The sequence below is a fragment of the Nitrosospira multiformis genome, assembly GCF_900103165.1.
In the GTDB taxonomy this organism is placed as follows: Bacteria; Pseudomonadota; Gammaproteobacteria; order Burkholderiales; family Nitrosomonadaceae; genus Nitrosospira; species Nitrosospira multiformis_D.
In genome coordinates, this window is the sequence record NZ_FNKY01000001.1 from 195,776 (window position 1) to 212,897 (window position 17,122).

The 17,122-nt window shown below is 54.9% G+C and carries 12 protein-coding genes; 1 reads left to right on the forward strand and 11 read right to left on the reverse strand.

The features are described 5' to 3' along the window. Nucleotides 1-81: 81 nt before the first annotated feature. The 8 genes from BLR00_RS00885 to BLR00_RS00920 all read right to left on the reverse strand — a co-directional run bounded on the left by BLR00_RS00885 (nucleotide 82) and on the right by BLR00_RS00920 (nucleotide 11,920). On the reverse strand, nucleotides 82-1,467 hold the full coding sequence (locus tag BLR00_RS00885; protein WP_074630383.1) for a UDP-N-acetylmuramoyl-tripeptide--D-alanyl-D-alanine ligase: 1,386 nt from the start codon (nucleotides 1,465-1,467) through the stop codon (nucleotides 82-84). Continuing rightward, on the reverse strand, nucleotides 1,464-3,017 hold the full coding sequence (locus BLR00_RS00890) for a UDP-N-acetylmuramoyl-L-alanyl-D-glutamate--2,6-diaminopimelate ligase (protein WP_176759922.1): 1,554 nt from the start codon (nucleotides 3,015-3,017) through the stop codon (nucleotides 1,464-1,466). The genes BLR00_RS00885 and BLR00_RS00890 overlap by 4 nt, the downstream gene beginning before the upstream one ends. Nucleotides 3,018-3,049: 32 nt before the next feature. Beyond that, a complete protein-coding gene (locus BLR00_RS00895) occupies nucleotides 3,050-4,786 on the reverse strand; it encodes a peptidoglycan D,D-transpeptidase FtsI family protein (RefSeq protein ID WP_074630385.1) in 1,737 nt (578 codons plus the stop codon). Continuing rightward, nucleotides 4,783-5,097, reverse strand: a complete 315-nt coding sequence (gene ftsL / locus BLR00_RS00900) for a cell division protein FtsL (protein WP_074630386.1) — start codon at nucleotides 5,095-5,097, stop codon at nucleotides 4,783-4,785. Before ftsL ends, BLR00_RS00895 begins: the two co-directional genes overlap by 4 nt. A gap of 45 nt (nucleotides 5,098-5,142) precedes the next feature. After that, a complete protein-coding gene (gene rsmH, locus BLR00_RS00905) occupies nucleotides 5,143-6,081 on the reverse strand; it encodes a 16S rRNA (cytosine(1402)-N(4))-methyltransferase RsmH (RefSeq protein ID WP_074634058.1) in 939 nt (312 codons plus the stop codon). A 19-nt stretch (nucleotides 6,082-6,100) separates the two neighbouring features. Beyond that, the gene (gene mraZ, locus BLR00_RS00910; protein WP_074634057.1) at nucleotides 6,101-6,544 is read right to left on the reverse strand and encodes a division/cell wall cluster transcriptional repressor MraZ; all 444 of its coding nucleotides are present in this window, start codon (nucleotides 6,542-6,544) and stop codon (nucleotides 6,101-6,103) included. A gap of 403 nt (nucleotides 6,545-6,947) precedes the next feature. After that, nucleotides 6,948-9,245, reverse strand: coding sequence for a RelA/SpoT family protein (locus tag BLR00_RS00915; RefSeq protein ID WP_074630387.1), 2,298 nt, complete (start codon nucleotides 9,243-9,245; stop codon nucleotides 6,948-6,950). A gap of 269 nt (nucleotides 9,246-9,514) precedes the next feature. After that, complete coding sequence (locus tag BLR00_RS00920) at nucleotides 9,515-11,920, reverse strand: ComEC/Rec2 family competence protein (protein WP_074630388.1); 2,406 nt, start codon at nucleotides 11,918-11,920, stop codon at nucleotides 9,515-9,517. A 207-nt stretch (nucleotides 11,921-12,127) separates the two neighbouring features. On the opposite strand from BLR00_RS00920, the gene BLR00_RS00925 reads away from it, so the two are divergent. After that, nucleotides 12,128-12,715, forward strand: coding sequence for a DUF2062 domain-containing protein (locus BLR00_RS00925; RefSeq protein WP_256324017.1), 588 nt, complete (start codon nucleotides 12,128-12,130; stop codon nucleotides 12,713-12,715). Between the two features lie 74 nt (nucleotides 12,716-12,789). On the opposite strand, the gene lolD is transcribed toward BLR00_RS00925, so the two are convergent. From lolD to BLR00_RS00940, 3 genes are all read right to left on the reverse strand, one after another. After that, on the reverse strand, nucleotides 12,790-13,467 hold the full coding sequence (gene lolD, locus BLR00_RS00930; protein ID WP_074630389.1) for a lipoprotein-releasing ABC transporter ATP-binding protein LolD: 678 nt from the start codon (nucleotides 13,465-13,467) through the stop codon (nucleotides 12,790-12,792). After that, nucleotides 13,460-14,707, reverse strand: a complete 1,248-nt coding sequence (locus tag BLR00_RS00935; protein ID WP_074630390.1) for a lipoprotein-releasing ABC transporter permease subunit — start codon at nucleotides 14,705-14,707, stop codon at nucleotides 13,460-13,462. Before BLR00_RS00935 ends, lolD begins: the two co-directional genes overlap by 8 nt. Nucleotides 14,708-14,858: 151 nt before the next feature. Continuing rightward, nucleotides 14,859-17,033: a TonB-dependent receptor gene (locus BLR00_RS00940; protein WP_256324018.1), complete on the reverse strand. Its 2,175-nt coding sequence runs from the start codon at nucleotides 17,031-17,033 to the stop codon at nucleotides 14,859-14,861. Between the last annotated feature and the right edge of the window lie 89 nt (nucleotides 17,034-17,122).

The following is a 17,122-nucleotide window of genomic DNA, read 5'->3' on the forward strand; positions in this document are numbered from 1 at the left end:
TTGCCTTTCGGGACTTGCCGGCCGGCAAACCGGGGTAGCTTACTCATGATTTCCGCATGATTAATATTCATGGCTCATAACTCATAATTCGATATGCTTGACTACCCGCTCCATATGCATAAAGCGCGATCCCTTTATCAGAAACGTCACATCGGCTGCCAGCTGGCTTCGTACCTCGGCCAGCAGTTCTTCGATTTTGTCGAAATGCCTTGCACCGGGACCAAATTTCGCCACCGCATAAGCGCTCAATTCACCCAGCGCAAATAACCCATCAATCCCGGCAAGACGGGCTTCTTCACCGATGCGCTCATGAAAATCCCGCGCGCTGTCGCCCAACTCGCCCATGTCGCCAAGCACCAGGATTTTTTTACCCGGCGCTTTAGCCAGCACGGCCAGCGCGGCTCTCACCGACTCCGGGTTGGCGTTATAACTGTCGTCTATCAATATCGCGTCATGCAAACCGCGTTTTTTCTGCAAACGCCCTTTCACTCCGCAAAATTCTCTCAATCCTGATGCGATCACCTTCGTATCAATACCCATGGCCACCGCCACAGCCGCTGCCGCCAACGCATTGCGTACGTTGTGCTCGCCGGGCACCTGCAGCTCCACCTCTTCAACTCCTTCAGGCAGAATCAACGTCATGCCGCTGCCGAGAAAATCCAACTGGTAGCGCGCACTCACCTTTGGTTCTCCGCCAAGACCAAAATCCACCACTTTTCGGCTACCGGCGAGTTTTCGCCATAGCGGAGCATTCGGATCGTCAGCGTTAATAACGGCAATGCCGTGTTGGTCAAGCCCCTCAAAAATTTCGCCCTTGGCGCAAGCGACCGCTTGCACCGAGCCCAGCCCTTCGACATGAGCTGCTCCCGCATTGGTAATCAGCGCCACGCCGGGCTTTGCCAGACGGGTCAAATACGCAATCTCGCCGGCATGATTCATACCCATTTCGATCACTGCATAAATATGCCGTTCGCGCAACCGCAATAGCATCAGCGGGACACCGATATCATTGTTAAGATTGCCTTCCGTCGCCAGTACCCTGTCCGGGCCGCCCGAGCCATCTGCGCCGCCCGCTGCCTCCACCGCTCTTCGCAATATGGAGGCGATCATTTCTTTTACAGTAGTCTTGCCATTACTGCCGGTCACCGCAACCATTGGAATGCTGAAGCCGCTACGCCAGTGCGCAGCCAACTGTCCCAACCCCAGTCGGGTGTCCTTCACCAGGATCAGGGGGATTCCCGATGCCTGACTTTCAGCCGCCGATTCCAGACAGACCATTGCCGCGGTCGCACCTTTTTTCTTCACCTCGGCTATAAAATCATGGCCATCAAATTTCTCTCCGATCAACGCGACAAACAAATCGCCGCATTTGACCGTACGGCTATCGGTACTAACGGCGGTGAAACGCGCATCTTGACCACGCCATTCGCCATGCAGCGCCTGCGCTGCCTTTCGCACCGTCATCATGTTTGCATCGGTACCCCGGTTAAATCCCGCAATGCCTGTCTCGCGACTTCGGCATCGCTGAACGGAAACTTTTTCCCATTTATCTCTTGATATGCTTCATGCCCTTTCCCAGCGATTAGCACGACGTCATTCTTTTGCGCACCTTGAATCGCCTGGTAAATAGCTGACCTCCGATCTTCCTCGACATGGTAATTGGCGCTAGCACCCGCCGCGATCTCGCTGATAATGACATGTGGGTCTTCTTTCCGCGGATTGTCGCTGGTGATGATAACTTCGTCGGCGAAGCGAGTCGCTGCGGCGCCCATTAAATGGCGTTTGCCGCGGTCGCGCTCGCCTCCACAGCCGAACACACAGATCAATTTAGGGTTTCCGGTTCCTGGTTTTCTGTTTGCTTCGGAACCGGCACGAAGAATTTCACGCAGTGTTACCAGCACTTTTTCCAGAGCATCCGGCGTATGGGCATAATCCACCACTACGAGTGGTTGAGCACCCCCCCCTATTTGCTCCATTCTTCCCGCTACCGGCCGAACTTGCTGTAAGGCTTGCACAGCGTCAGCCAGCTTGATACCGCTCGCCAGCAAGGTAGCCAGCACCCCCAGCAAATTTGCAGCATTGAAACTCCCTACCACGTTCGTTTTAAATTCTGAATACTCAGTTTCAAACCCGGTTTCAAACTCGATATCAAACGCCAGCCCTTGCGGGCTTAGCTTGAGATTCCGGCCCCGTACCACCCTGAATTTTTCCGAACTTCGGGACTGAAGCGCCGGTTCGGTGAATCCATACCCGATTACCTTTGTCTCCACCCCTGAAAGCTGTTGCGACAATTCGACACCGTATGCATCATCAAGGTTGAGTACGGCATATTTGAGTGCAGGCCAATGGAACAATCGTGCCTTTGCGGCGGCATACGCTTCCATGCTGCCGTGATAATCGAGATGGTCACGCGAGAGATTGGTGAATACCGCGACCGCGAATGTCGATCCGCTGATGCGCCCTTGTACTATCCCGTGCGACGACACTTCCATTGCCACGCATTGCGCGCCGCGCAGCAAATAATCCGCCATCTCCCGGTGCAACAAGACCGCATCCGGCGTGGTGTTGGCGGTCGATTCGAGCTTACCGGGAAAACCGGCTCCCAATGTGCCGATGACTGCCGTTTTTTTGCCCAGCGCGGTCATGGCCTGGGCGATCCAGTGGCTGCAAGAGGTCTTGCCGTTCGTTCCGGTGATGCCGATAAGCCAGAGTTTTTGCGACGGATGACCATAAACGTGGTCGGCAATGGTGCCTGCCTGGGCTCGCAGTCCGGCTATTGGTAAATTGGGCACCTGCCATGCGGGATCCCATGCGAAACCACGGCGCTCCCACAGTACCGCGTTTGCCCCGGCCGCTATTGCTTGAGGGATGAACTTGCGCGCATCCAGTTGTTCTCCGGCATATGCCAGAAAAGTATCTCCTGTCTTCACCATGCGGCTATCCGTAGCCAGGCTGCTGATTCTGACACCCAGATGATCAAGAGCGCGAAAATCAAAAGACGCCTTTGATCTGGCCATGAGCTTCGAATCTCCGACTCTGGATTCCGGGTTCATACATCACCTTTCAACTCTGGCACCGCGGTAAACGACATGACATTATTGGCCGGCGCGTCATACGGAACGTTCCGCATGCGCAAGGCGCCCTCCATGACCCGGCTGAATACGGGCGCCGCCACCGCACCGCCAAAATATTGGCCCGCGGATGGTTCATCCAGCATCACCGCAATGACAAATCGCGGACTGGAAGCCGGCGCATAGCCGACAAACGTCGATAGGTAACGGTTTTTTGCGTAACCGTTGCCCTCCAATTTATGCGCCGTACCTGTTTTGCCCGCTACCCGGTAGCCGTTGATCTGGGCTTTCGGCGCGGTGCCTCCCGGTTGCGCCACCATCTCCAGCATCCTGCTCACCGCGAGGGCGGTGTCCCGTGACACCACTCGCTTACCCGCGACAGGCGCATCGAGCCTCAATAGCGATACCGGCTTCAATTCACCCTCGGCGGAGAACAAGGTATAGGCACGCGCCAGTTGCAGCAAACTCACCGCGATTCCGTGTCCGTAGGACATGGTGGCCTGTTCGATGGGACGCCAGGTGCGGTATGGGCGGAGCCTGCCGCTGACTTCTCCCGGAAATCCTGAACCAGTGGAGGCGCCAAATCCCGAATCACTCAGCATCTCCCATAACGTTTGCGGCGGCAGCGACAAAGCGATCTTTGCGGAGCCGACGTTACTGGACTTCTGGATCACTTGCGCCACTGTCAACGGACCTTCTTTATGCGCATCGCGTATCGTGGCCTTGCCTATGGAGAACGTACCAGGTGCGGTCTCGAATACGGTGTCGGGCTTTACTCCTCCCGCCTCCAGCGCTGCTGCTATGGTGAATGGCTTCAGGGTTGAACCCGGCTCGAATACGTCGGTCAGGGCTCTATTGCGGGCTCGCCCGCCATTCGTTCTCGCCCGGTTATTGGGGTTGTACGCAGGCAGATTGACAAGCGCCAGCAACTCGCCTGTCTGTGCATCCAGCACCACGATTCCCCCTGCTTTGGCTTTGTGGGCTTCAACCGCCTGTTTCAATTCCCGGAAAGCGAGATACTGAATTTTGCTGTCTATGGACAGGGCTATATTTTGCCCGGATCTGGGAGCCCGGATACTTTCCACATCCTCGACAACACGTCCCTTACGATCCTTGATGACACGGCGGCTTCCGGGTTTGCCCGCCAGTTCATCCTGCCATGCCAGCTCTATTCCTTCTTGTCCGTTATCGTCGATGTCGGTAAAGCCAAGCATATGGGCCGTCAACTCGCCCGCCGGATAGTACCGGCGGTATTCACGTTTCAGAAATACACCCGGCAGGTTGAGCTCGACCACCTTGGCCGCGACCTCTGGCGACAAATGCCGCTTCAGGTACACGAAATCACGCCGGGCACCTTGGTGGGGATCCTCCAGACGCTTGCGAATTTCCTTGGTGTCCATCTCGATCAGGCTTGCCAGTTTTTTTAATTGCTCCGGTGTTACGTTCATGTCCTGCGGACTCGACCATACCGATTCCACCGGCGTGCTGATCGCCAGCGGTTCTCCGTGCCGATCTGTGATTATTCCGCGATCCGCGTTCATTTCGAGTATACGGCTGTAACGTGATTCCCCTTTCTGTTGCAGAAAGCCGTTATGCATCCCCTGCAGATAGGCCGCGCGCCCCGCCAGTCCCATCAGTCCGAGCAGCAAACAAACTGCGAGTAAGCGTGAGCGTCCCGCCGGCAGGATAATGCGCGGTGAATGACCGGTCGTCATGGCTCCAGCGCCTCCATGGAGTTGGCGGAATTGCCGGAATCAGCCGTATTCATCAACGAGACGACTTGAACGCGTGATGCGTCGGGCACTTGCATATGCAGTTGTCCCGTAGCGATTTTTTCAATGCGCGCATGCATCGCCCACGTACTTTGTTCGAGCTGCAATTGTCCCCATTCCACCGCCAGCCGCCCCGCCTGCTCCTGCTCTCTTTCCAGTTCCACAAAAAGCTTGCGCGCCTTGTGCTGTGAAGTCACAACACTCAGCGCGCAGGCGATGAGGATTAAAATCAATAGAATATTTATCCTGATCACGTCAATCTCTCATTAGCCGTGAAACGCCACGATAGCGAGCTTCCACTATGTTGTATTAACCCGTTCCGCCACCCGCATTACCGCGCTTCTGGCCCTGGGGTTGATCGCCAGCTCGGTTGCGCCCGCGCGTATCGCCTTGCCTATTAAACGCAATTTGTGATGACCCATAAGCCGCACCTCTTTTTCCCGCAAGGGCAGTCTGCGCGGCAGCATGTCGGTGTTGGCTGATTCGCGCATAAAACGTTTCACTAGCCGGTCTTCCAGCGAGTGAAAACTGATCACTACGAGCCGCCCTCCGGAATTCAGTATTTCCACGCATTGCGGCAAGGCCAGCGACAACTTGTCGAGTTCCTGATTGAGATAAATCCGTATAGCCTGAAAAGTGCGCGTCGCCGGATTCTGCTTTTCCCGGGTACGCTCACGCGAACGCACGGCCGCCGCCACAATCGCGGCAAGCTGAAGGGTGGTAGCGACAGGCTGTCGCGTTCTTGCCACAATAATCGCTCTTGCAATCTGTTTAGCAAACCGTTCTTCGCCATAGCTTCTTATCACCTCTTCCAAATGCGCCTCGGAAGCGCAAGCCAGCCATTCCGCGGCTGTCTGTCCCTGGGTTGTATCCATGCGCATATCAAGCGGCCCATCCAGGCGAAAACTGAATCCGCGTGGCGCTTCTTCAAGTTGCGGCGAAGATACGCCCAAGTCCAGCAGCACTCCATCCACCCGGTCCACGCTCAATTCCCCCAATGTCTGCTTGATTTGAGAAAAACTGCCATGAATCATACAAAAACGGGTATCGCTGATTGCCTGTCCCGCCGCCAGTGCAGACGGGTCTCTATCGAACGCGATCAGCCTGCCACCTTTACCCAGTCGTTCCAATATCATCCGGCTGTGGCCGCCGCGCCCGAAAGTGCCATCCACGTATATCCCGTCCGGCTTGACAGCCAGCGCATCCACCGCTTCATGCGGCAAAACTGTAACGTGCATGGATTCTTCAACCACGCCATTACAGCGAGAAACCATCAAGCTCCGGCGGGATGCCATCTTTGAAAGCGAGCGCATTATCCATTTGCAGATTCCATTTCTCGTCATCCCACAATTCGAATTTCGCACCCTGTCCCACCAACACCACGTCTTTGCTCAGGCCGGCGAACTGGCGCAAGAGGGGCGGCAACAATATGCGCCCGGCGCCGTCCATTTCCACATCGCTGGCATTGCCGACAAGAAGACGTTGTAAACTACGGATTTGCGGATTAAAGCTGGAAAGGCTGTTGAGCTTTTGCTCCAGGGGCTCCCATACGGGCTGCGGATAGACCAGGAGGCACCGGGACGGATCGGCGGTTATAACCAGACGGCCAGCGCAAAAGGACATAAGTCCCTCACGGTATTTCGCGGGCACTGCGAGTCTACCCTTGTTATCCAGACTGATAGGTGTGCCGCCGCGAAACATCATGTTCCCTTATTTTAGGAGGAAATAAATCTTATAATTTCCCCACTTTCTCCCACTTCTACCCACTGTAATTAAAAACAATGGTGAAGTCAAGGGAATACAGGGGTTTTTTGTTATGCGACAACGACTTAAATTAAAAATCGGCGAAAACTCATCAATAAGTAAATAAGTGATGTAAATAAATAAGATGCACAAAAATATTAATGTAATTTATCTTGATAAAGCGTCTTAGCCGCTGCGGTGAGCGGGTGGAGCATGGCCTGAAAAATCAATATGAAATGAAGAAGGCGGCGGCAATCGCGCGCATTGCCTTAGGCATGAGACGCCGGGCGCCCCTGAGAATTAAGGGGTTCAGGGATTTATAGGGTTTAGAGGATTTGTTAAGGAATTCCTTGGGTAACCATTACTTTCGCGAGGCCGACATCACGCCGGGCACGTTCTGTATCAATCCAAGTACGCGGCGCAATTGCGCCAGACCCGTAATTTTCAGCGTAAATTGCATGGTTGCAGTAACGCCCCGGCTTTGGGTATGCGTGGCGGTTACATTGATTTTTTCACGCAAAAGAATAGTAGAGATGTCGCTTAGCAACCCTTGCCTGTCCAGCGCTTCGATCTCGACATCGACCGGATAACTTGCTTCCCCCTTCGAGACATCCCAATCCGCTGCCACCAGGCGCTCTGAGCTCTCTGCGGATAGCCGTGACAGACTGGCGCAACCCTGACGGTGGATCGTAATGCCACGTCCACGCGTGACAAAACCGATGATGGGATCGGGTGGCGCCGGTTTGCAACACTTTGCCAACGCCGTGAGCAACTTGTCGACGCCAACGATGAGTACACCGCCATCGGGCTGCGGAGTGCCTTTCCTGCCTGCCGGCAACTCCGGCCCGGTAACCGCTATGCCCGCTGAACCCACTGAGCCAGCTGAGCCAACTGCACCTACGGTAACGGCTGGCTCAATCTTTCCACTTAAAAATGCTCCCAGCTGATGGCTATTGATGTCGCCCCGGGCGACCGCGGCGAGGAAAGCGTCAAGTTTGGCAAACTTGAATCCGGCTGCCAGTTTATCCAGCCCCAGTGCAGTCATGCCATGGCGTTGTAATTCCTTTTCCACTATCGCCCGGCCTTGTATGAGCGAATCCTCGCGTTGCTGAGCGCTAAACCACTGTCTGACCTTCGACCGCGCACGATGACTTCTGAGATAACCCAAGGCGGGATTGAGCCAATCACGGCTCGGCCCGCCCTGTTTGGCCGAGATGATTTCCACCCGCTGCGCATTCTGTAGCGGGTAGTCAAGCGGCACCATGATGTCGTCAACTTTTGCGCCGCGGCAATGGTGGCCGAGATCCGTATGCACATGATAGGCAAAATCCACCGGCGTAGACCCCTTGGGCAAGGAAACCACCCTCCCCTGCGGGGTCAGCACATAAACCGAATCCTGAAATAGCGCGGTCTTGAAATGCTCCGCCAGTTCTCCGGCATCCTCCACATCGTTTTTCCATTCCAGGATTTGTCTCAACCAGGCGATTTTCTCCTCGTACCTGGCGTCGCGCCTTGCTCCTTCCTTATAGCGCCAGTGCGCGGCGACACCCATCTCGGAATGACGATGCATCTCGTGCGTGCGTATCTGGATTTCAACCACCTTATCTTCCGGACCAATGACGGCAGTATGCAGCGAGCGGTAGTCGTTACCTTTCGGTCTCGCGATATAGTCATCGAATTCTTTGGGAATCGGCACCCACAGATTGTGCACCATCCCCAACGCGGCATAGCAGTCCCTCACATCATTCACAAGGATCCGCACCGCGCGGGCATCATGAATTTCCTTGAAGTCAACATCCTTGCGTTTCATTTTTTTATGGATGCTGTAAATATGCTTTGGACGCCCGGTCACTTCAGCCTTGATGCCGGCCTGCTGCAACTCGCGCTGCAGCATATCCACCACCCGGTCGATATACTGTTCCCGGTTGATGCGGGTATCTTCGAGCAGTCTGGCGATTTTTCTATAGCGTTCCGGTTCAAGAATCCGGAACGATAAGTCTTCCAGCTCCCACTTTATCTGCCAGAGCCCCAGACGATTGGCCAGGGGCGCAAATATATCCAGCGTTTCATGCGCAATCTCGACACTTTCCGGAACGTTGCTTGCGCAGATATATCGCATCGTTTGGGTCCGGTCCGCCAGGGCGATAATGACCACACGAATATCTTCCGCCATCGCCAGCAGCATTTTTCTTAGTGCTTCGATCTGTGCACTGTGATCTGTACTGCTTCCCTCACCTCTTGCACCCAGCGTCCGGATACGGCCCATGCGCGCCACCCCTTCCACCAGGTGAGCTACAGCTGGATTGAAGGTTGTTTGCAGTTTTTCTGTGTAGCCATCCAGATAACCGGACACTGCATGAAGCAAACCTGCTATCAGGGTGTCGCTATCAACCCGCAGCGACGCAAGAACCGACGCCGCACCCAACACATGCTGACTAACCGGTTCGCCAGTAGACAGGGATTTGCCGGCATACAGCGGTTGGGAAAATTCCAGCGCATACCGGAGTATTTCGACCTCGCCGGGAGATAACGTGGGCAGCATGGGTAACGTGGATTCAAGCCAGGAGAGTCCATCTCGTCCAGCACCGGTGGAGGAAAGCACCGCAGATGAATGTTCCGGCAAAGCTATTGAACCTGAATCCGGTAGTTGATCGCTCATTTAATATATCAGGGTTATGATTAATAACAATATTTCGTATTGTTTGACGCTCGCCTTCTGGGTGAAGTCGCTACGGAGTGAATTGCACAGTTCTTGCGGCACATGGCTGCGTTGCAACTTCTTGGAATGGAACGACCATTCCGCGTCGTTGCGCCTTGCCCTGCACCCCAAAAACCGCGCACTTCACCCCGTCCAACTACCGGATTTAGGTTGAAGCTGAATCGGGTAACTCATTACTCATTTTTATGCTGCCTTGATTTCATCGGTATTCAGGTATCCTGCCAGTAACGGCGGCGCAATGCGCGCGAAGTTTCGACTGCAACCGTGCTATCTACAAAGCGCAGCAGCACTGCTCCATCGTTATCGCTGCGCAGTAATGTGCTGCCCAGTGCCCGGTAGCGCTCCATCACCTCTTCCCGGGGATGCCCGAAACGATTGCGATAGCCTACGGTAAATATTACCAGCCGGGGATTCACTTGACGCGCAAACTCACTGGTAGAGGACGTTTTGCTGCCATGATGGGGCGCCACCAGCACCGTTGAGGAAAGTGCGTTGCCATCGTTCTCGATTAGCTGATACTCGGAGTTTTTTTCGATATCGGCCGGCAACAGCACACTGCCATGGATTGTCGTGATTTTCAGTACGCAGCTTAAAGCGTTGGTTTTGAGCCTGGGGTTGCTGTAGCTCTGTTGGACCGGGTGCAGCATGTCGAAGCGTACTCCATCCCATTCCCACGATTGTCCTGCACGGCACTGATGTTTATTGGAAGCGGCAAGCTGGATCGGGTGATCTGCGCTCAAGGATGACACCAGCCATTCCACCGGCACCGCCTCCAGTACTGACAATGCCCCGCCGCTATGATCCGAGTCGGCGTGCGTGACAATCATTGCATCCAGATGCTTGATGCCTTCCCCGCGCAAAAAAGGAACGATAGTACGGTTGCCACTATCCGCTTCGGTACTGAAAGCGGGTCCCGTATCGAAGAGCAGCGCGTGATTTTCTGTGCGAGCCACTACCGCCAATCCCTGGCCGACATCCAGCACAGTGAGCCATAATTCTCCCGGTGCCGGTTTTGGGGGTAATACCAGGAATATCGGCAGCAGCGCAACCACCCCCAACCAGCGAGCCGGAAAACCTGTGGCCAGCCCCGGCCCGCCCCTCATACCCAGTCCTAATCCTCCGGGCAACAACATCCAGACAATACCTGCCATGCCGGCGGCTACCGCCCATGCGGGGGGCGCATGCTGGCTCCATACCGCCTGCGGTACATCGCTCATCCACCGCAACATCTCCATGCAACCGCTCAGTACCACGTGTGCAGGCAGCAACATGAAGTCAAGTAGCGGCAATGTTGCCAACAGCGTCAAGGGAACCACCACCAGGCTCACCAGCGGAACGGCGATTGCATTGGCAAAGGGCGAAACCAGCGATACCTGCTGGAACATCGCCAATAACAGTGGTATCAGGCTGAGGGTTATCGCCCACTGTACGCGCGCCCAGCCGGTTAACCAATGCATTTTACCAATCCGTCCGGCCGTTACGAGCATGATGAACGCCATCGCCCCGAACGACAACCAGAAGCCGGGCGAAAGTACGGCCCAGGGATCAAGCACCACCACTATCAGCAATGCCCATGCCAGCACCGCTGTCGCGGAAGCGAAACGCCCCAGCCATAGAGCGAGGGCTATCGCCGCCAGCATGTAAACCGTGCGCTGCGCCGGTACCGCAAAGCCGGCGAGCAGCGCATAACCGAAAGCCGCCACCAGCCCCGCAATGACTGCGGCCTTGCGCGCGGGCAACCATAGTGCCAGACGATGACTTCTGCGCCATAACCCATATACCAGCGCAAACATCAGGCCTGAAACCATCGTCACATGCAAGCCCGAGATACTCATGAGATGGTTTACGCCCGTGCGCGTAAATATTTGCCATTGGCCACCTGGAATCGCGCGCTGATCGCCCACCGCCAGCGCAATCAGAACACCGGTATAGGCATGATCCGGCAATGACCGAATAAAATGCTCGCGAATCTCCTGGCGCAAACGTTCAACCCGATACGAAGGCTGATTAACCATTTCGTCCAGACGCAAATTATCGTCAGCTTTCCGCACATAGCCGGTCGCGCGAATGTTGCGCTCCAGGGCCCATTCCTCGAAATCGAAACCGTGTGGATTGACACTGCCGTGCGGACGCTTGAGACGCACCGTGATCCGCCAGCGTTCGCCCGCATTGATCCGGGGTAGCACAGACCCGGAATTCTCCGCGTGCTTGCGGCGCTCGTTATACCAGGCAAGGGAAATTCGCTTGGGAACAATCGCGCCTTCCGTCAGCACTTGCTCCACGTCAAAAGCAAAACGTAAGCCATTTTCATTGGCTTGCGGCAACTCCGCCACCACTCCCGCCAACTGAATATCGCGTCCCTCCCATTCATGCGGAAGTGCATCCGCCAGACGCCACTGAGCAAACGCCGCTGCCCAGAAAAACCCCGCACCCAAGAAAATCAGAGCAAGCAGAATCTTTGCAGTGATGGAAAAAATAGCGGCCCGGCAACGCCAAAGTAAAAATGCACCCACCGCACCCGGTACGAGGAGCCATGCCCACAGCAAGTCCGGCAGTTCGGTCTGTTGCTGCAACAGTCCCACCCCAAAGACAAACGCAAGAATATAGGCTCGCATCAGGTTCTCGTGGTCTACCGGAACTATATGGACATGGGGGAAGTTACTGAAGCAGAACGAGGAGATTGTTCCTCTACGGCGAACTGAACCACCGTATTAAGATATTTATAAATAAGGTAAAGGGCTATCGAGCGCTTGAATCCCATACGGCCGCGCGCTTTTGCCGGGCGGATACCGGTATGACGGCTGACGGCCAGCTTATTATGTTTGCATGAAGCGCCGGTATTTTCGTACACTCTTCCCGTGCCGCGAAAATTCTTCAAAAAATATCTGCCCTCTCACGAAACCGTCCGTCAAAACCGGTTTGTCGGGCTGTTCGGTAAACATCTGCAACATCACAATCTGTGGCATCTGCATCGGCGATCAGTAGCGGGCGGCGTTGCAGCCGGGTTATTTGCCGGACTGATCCCCGGCAGTAATCCGGTACAGTTCTTTTTTGCCGCTTTGTTTGCGATCGCTTTCAAGGTAAATCTCCCCGTGGCGGTGGCTACCACACTTTATTCCAATCCTTTCACCATCGTACCGATCTATATCGTCGCCTACGCCATTGGCGAGTTTGTTATGGGTAACGGCACAGGTAATATGCCCCAGACCGATTTGCACCTGATGGATAAGAATATCAGTGAATGGGTTCCCGCACTGATAGACTGGGTAATGTCGCTCGGCAAGCCATTATTGGTGGGGATATTGCTGTTGGCGCTGCTGCTTTCCGTAATCGGATATTTTGCCGTGCGTGTAACGTGGCGGCTCTATACCATTTATGAGTGGCGAAAACGGGCAAAACGGCGGCGCTGATTTATAAATCTGGATTCGGCAGTTGACTGCTCATTTCTCATTCTAGTCGCGATAAGCCCCGGTGACTCTTGTTTTTATTCAACCAGCAAGCCGTCTTCCAGCTGTAATGTCCGCCCTGCCTTTTTGGCCAGTTCCGGATCGTGGGTGACAATGATGAGGCTTGCGCCCACGCTGCGGTTGAGTTCAAGCATCAATTCGAATACGCCTCCCGCCGTGTGCCGGTCGAGATTTCCGGTAGGCTCATCCGCAAGGACGCAAGCGGGCTGAGTCACCAGTGCACGTGCCACCGCCGCACGCTGCCGCTCGCCACCCGAGAGTTCTCCGGGAGTATGCGTGAGGCGATGGCCCAAGCCCACCTGCTTCAATAATTTCGCCGCCTGGTCATACGCTTCGCTGCTGCTGATGCGCCGGATCAATAGGGGCATGGCGACATTCTCCAGTGCGCTGAATTCCGGTAGTAAATGATGGAACTGATAAATGAAACCCAGCGATCTGTTACGCAATTTGCATCTTTCTTCTTCACTGACGGTCGCTATATTCTGCCCCATGATGCGAATATCGCCGCCGGTAGGGGCATCCAATCCTCCCAGCACGTGTAGCAACGTACTTTTTCCTGAACCCGAGGCGCCGACAATAGCAAGGGTATGACCTGCCAGGATATCAAGGTCTATGCCCATAAGCACCGGAACCTCCAGCTTGCCCTGGAAATAACTCTTGCGCAGGTTGCGGCAGGAAATAATGGTTTTACTCATACCGCAGCGCCTCCGCGGGATTGACTTTGGAGGCCCGGTAACTCGGATAAATCGTTGCCAGCAGTGTCAGCACGAACGATACCGCTGCCACGGCCACAATATCATTCATTTGCGGGTCGGATGGAATGTCACTGATGAAATAAACATCCGGTGAAAGGAATCGCACGCTGAACAGGCCCTCAATCAGCGCGATCACCGACGACACATTGTATGCCAGCAACACGCCGCTGATTACACCGAGCATGGTGCCGAGGACACCGATCAGGGTGCCTTGCACGATGAAGATTTTCATGATGCTGCGCGGGCTTGCGCCCAAGGTGCGCAGAATAGCGATATCGGGCTGCTTATCGGTCACCGCCATCACCAGGGTCGAGACGATATTGAAGGCCGCGACGGCGATAATAAGGGCAAGAATCAGCGACAGCATGCGCTTCTCGATCTGTATCGCACGAAAATAATTGGCATGCTGGCGGCTCCAGTCGCTGATATGAACCTCCGTGGAAATCATCGGCGCAAGGTCTCGCGCCACTTGCGGCGCCTCGAAGAGATCATGTAGCTTCAGCCGTACACCCGATACTTGATCATCCTCCATGCGGTAGAGCTTTTGTGCATCCGACAAGTTGATCAGCACCAGGCTCGAGTCGTACTCCATATGCCCCGCCTCGAAGATGCCGGTAATGGTGAACTGTTTGAGGCGCGGCAGGATACCGGCCGGCGTTACCTGTCCCTGCGGCGAGATCAGTACGATTTTGTCTCCCGTAAATACGCCCAGGACCCGTGCCAACTCCGAGCCGATAACGATGCCAAACCTCCCCGGGATCAGTTCGTCAAGCCTGCCATCTATCATCATCCGGGCCAGGTCGGCCACCTTATCCTCCATGGCCGGCTCGATGCCTCTTACAGCAACGCCACTGACAACCTGGTCGAACGATACCATGCCTTGCGCGCTGACATAAGGCGCGGCGCCCTCCACCAGCGGATGCCGCAGCGCTTCTTCCGCAACTCGGCGCCAGTCTGCCAACTTGCCGTCAATACCGCTTATCTGGATGTGAGAGGCGACGCCCAGGATGCGTGTCCGTACTTCTTTCTGGAATCCATTCATCACCGACATGACAGTGATCAGTGCCGTCATGCCAAGAGTAATTCCTAATAGGGAAATCAGGGAGATGAAGGAAATGAAGTGATTACGGCGTTTGGCACGGGTGTAGCGTAGACCAATGAAGAGTTCGTAGGGAGACACGGATTAACTACCCGGAATATAAGGAATGCCGAAGTGTGCCACATTCTGCCGGGGCTTAACAGACGGACAGATATTGAAATGTTGCCGGGGTCCTGTTTGGGCGCTAAAACACGTCTCCCGGCGGTTGACGAATGCAGTTGGCGCGATGACGCTAAAACTCGCCTCTCAACCCTATTACTGCGGCTATTCCGGGCAGTGGTGCAAAGTTTTTCAGAAAAGAAGTGTGCACGCGCATCTCTTCGTTCAGCAGGTTCTTGCCCTGAAGAAAAATTTTAATGCCATTCGATTTGGTTTCCTTGATGCGGTAACTCACGTCGACATTGACCAATGTGTACCCCGGCGTACTGGTTTCGAGTTCCGCCACGCGGTTTTGGCGCATCACATGAAATGCATTCACGTTAGCCGTCCAGGAGCCCACCTTATGATTGAGTTCCAGCCCGAACCTCTGTGGTGTAATGCGCGGGACATTACCCCCCATATCCAGTTTTCCGCGCACGTAGTCGGTAAACAGCCGTAATTCGGTGGCATCAGGCTTCAAGGTGAAAATCACTTCAGCTTCGGCACCGAAAAATCTTGCTCCCGTCTGCGCAAAATTCTGTACCAGGAATTCGCCGCTGGGATCCGGTGTACCCGTATCGTCGACACGATCGGCCACACCGTCACCATTGGTGTCGGCACTACGCACGAAAATATAGTTGTCGATCCAGTTATGGAATACGTTGATTTTCCATTTTATCGGCCCGGTGTTTTTGCGTAATGTGAGATCGATATTGCTGGTTGTTTCGCCGCCTAAAGTATCATCACCCGTTTGAAAGGTGGCGGTGCCACGGTGTGCGCCTTTTATGTACAACTCTTCCGTGGATGGCGCGCGTTGCCCCCTGGTTGCTGACAGACCCAGTCCGTAGCCCTCCATGAATTTCCATAAAGTACCTGCTGAAACGTTATAAAGATTGAATGCGCGCGATGGATTGGCGTTATTCTGCGGGTCTTGCGTGGCACGCTCGATGCGCCCGCCGAGTTCCAGACGCCAGCGGTCCCAGTTGCGCTCTTCGACCAGGAATATGCCGGTTGAACGTGATTTCGTGACCGGTATCACAGCCTCTTCGCCCAAAGCGGAGAAATTACGGTCCTGAAACTGGACGCCGAATACCCCCTGCCAGTTTTTGATGGGTGCATGCAAAAGCTCGGCGCGGCTTTCCAGGCCATGATTCTTAAACCGCGTGGCAATCTCCCCGGTCCCCTCGATTTCGTTATGCTTGTAATCGTTATACCCCGTACGTATCTTGAGCTTGTCAAAACCAATGATGGGTTTGTCCAGTTCACCTGACAAATCATAACGGGTCTGCTTCAGATCGATCTTCGAACCCTCAGGGCTGGGTATGCCATACTTGCTCTCCAGCCGCGAAATCGATCCGCCGATGAAGCCTCTTTCACCGACAAGGGACCCTCCCGCGGATATGCCGTCCGAATCTATCGCACTGTTCTCGACGATGCCTTTCTTACTGCTTGGATTGCTCTCATCCGCCCGCCCGGGGATATGGTAATCCCCGGTTTTGCGCTTGAAGCCACCTACACTCCAGGAAGCCCGGCCCCCGATGCTGCCGGTCGCGTTGAAAGCCCCGGTACGTTCCTCTGTGGCTGTGTTGCCACGTATTTCGATATCGCCTTTTGGTGATTTGAACAGCTGATTCGGGATGCGCCCGGATACGACATTGACTATCCCGCCCGATGCACCACTACCATAGAGCAGCGTTGCCGGACCCCGGAGAATCTCGATTTGGGATGCATTGAGCGATTCGGCGGTTACCGCATGATCCGGGCTGATGGCCGACAGATCGAGGGTACCGATTCCATTTTCCAGAACCCGAATACGCGGACCATCCAGACCGCGAATAATCGGACGGCCCGCAGCCGGTCCGAAGGAACTTGAGGCCACACCCAGCTCTCGGGAGAGGGTATCGCCCAGACTCGCTTCGCGCTTACGGCGTAAATCTTCGCCCCGCAGCACTGAAACAGGCTGGGCCGTATCAAGCTCGCTACGATTCTCGAATGGCGTGGCGGTCACTACAACTGGCGGCAGGACACTGTCCTTGCCAATATCCTGCGCCTGAACAGACGCTACACTGAATACAACGGGTACCAACAGAATGATGGTGAATCTGAGATAGCTTTGAACGAACCGTTCTCGTCCCTGCGACGGTCTGTCCCAAGAAACCGCCATCACGTATCCCGCTGGCAAGATCAGCAACTTGTTCAGGAATTCCTTGAGTACTCCGCCCAAGTGATGCGAAAGTACCGCTGATACGTTACAACTTGAATCATTCATACCGACTTCTTGAATGCATGGAAAGGACGACTCTTACGCAACTTAGTTGCATTACTGCGTCGGTTTCCGGCTGCCACTATTCTTGTGGC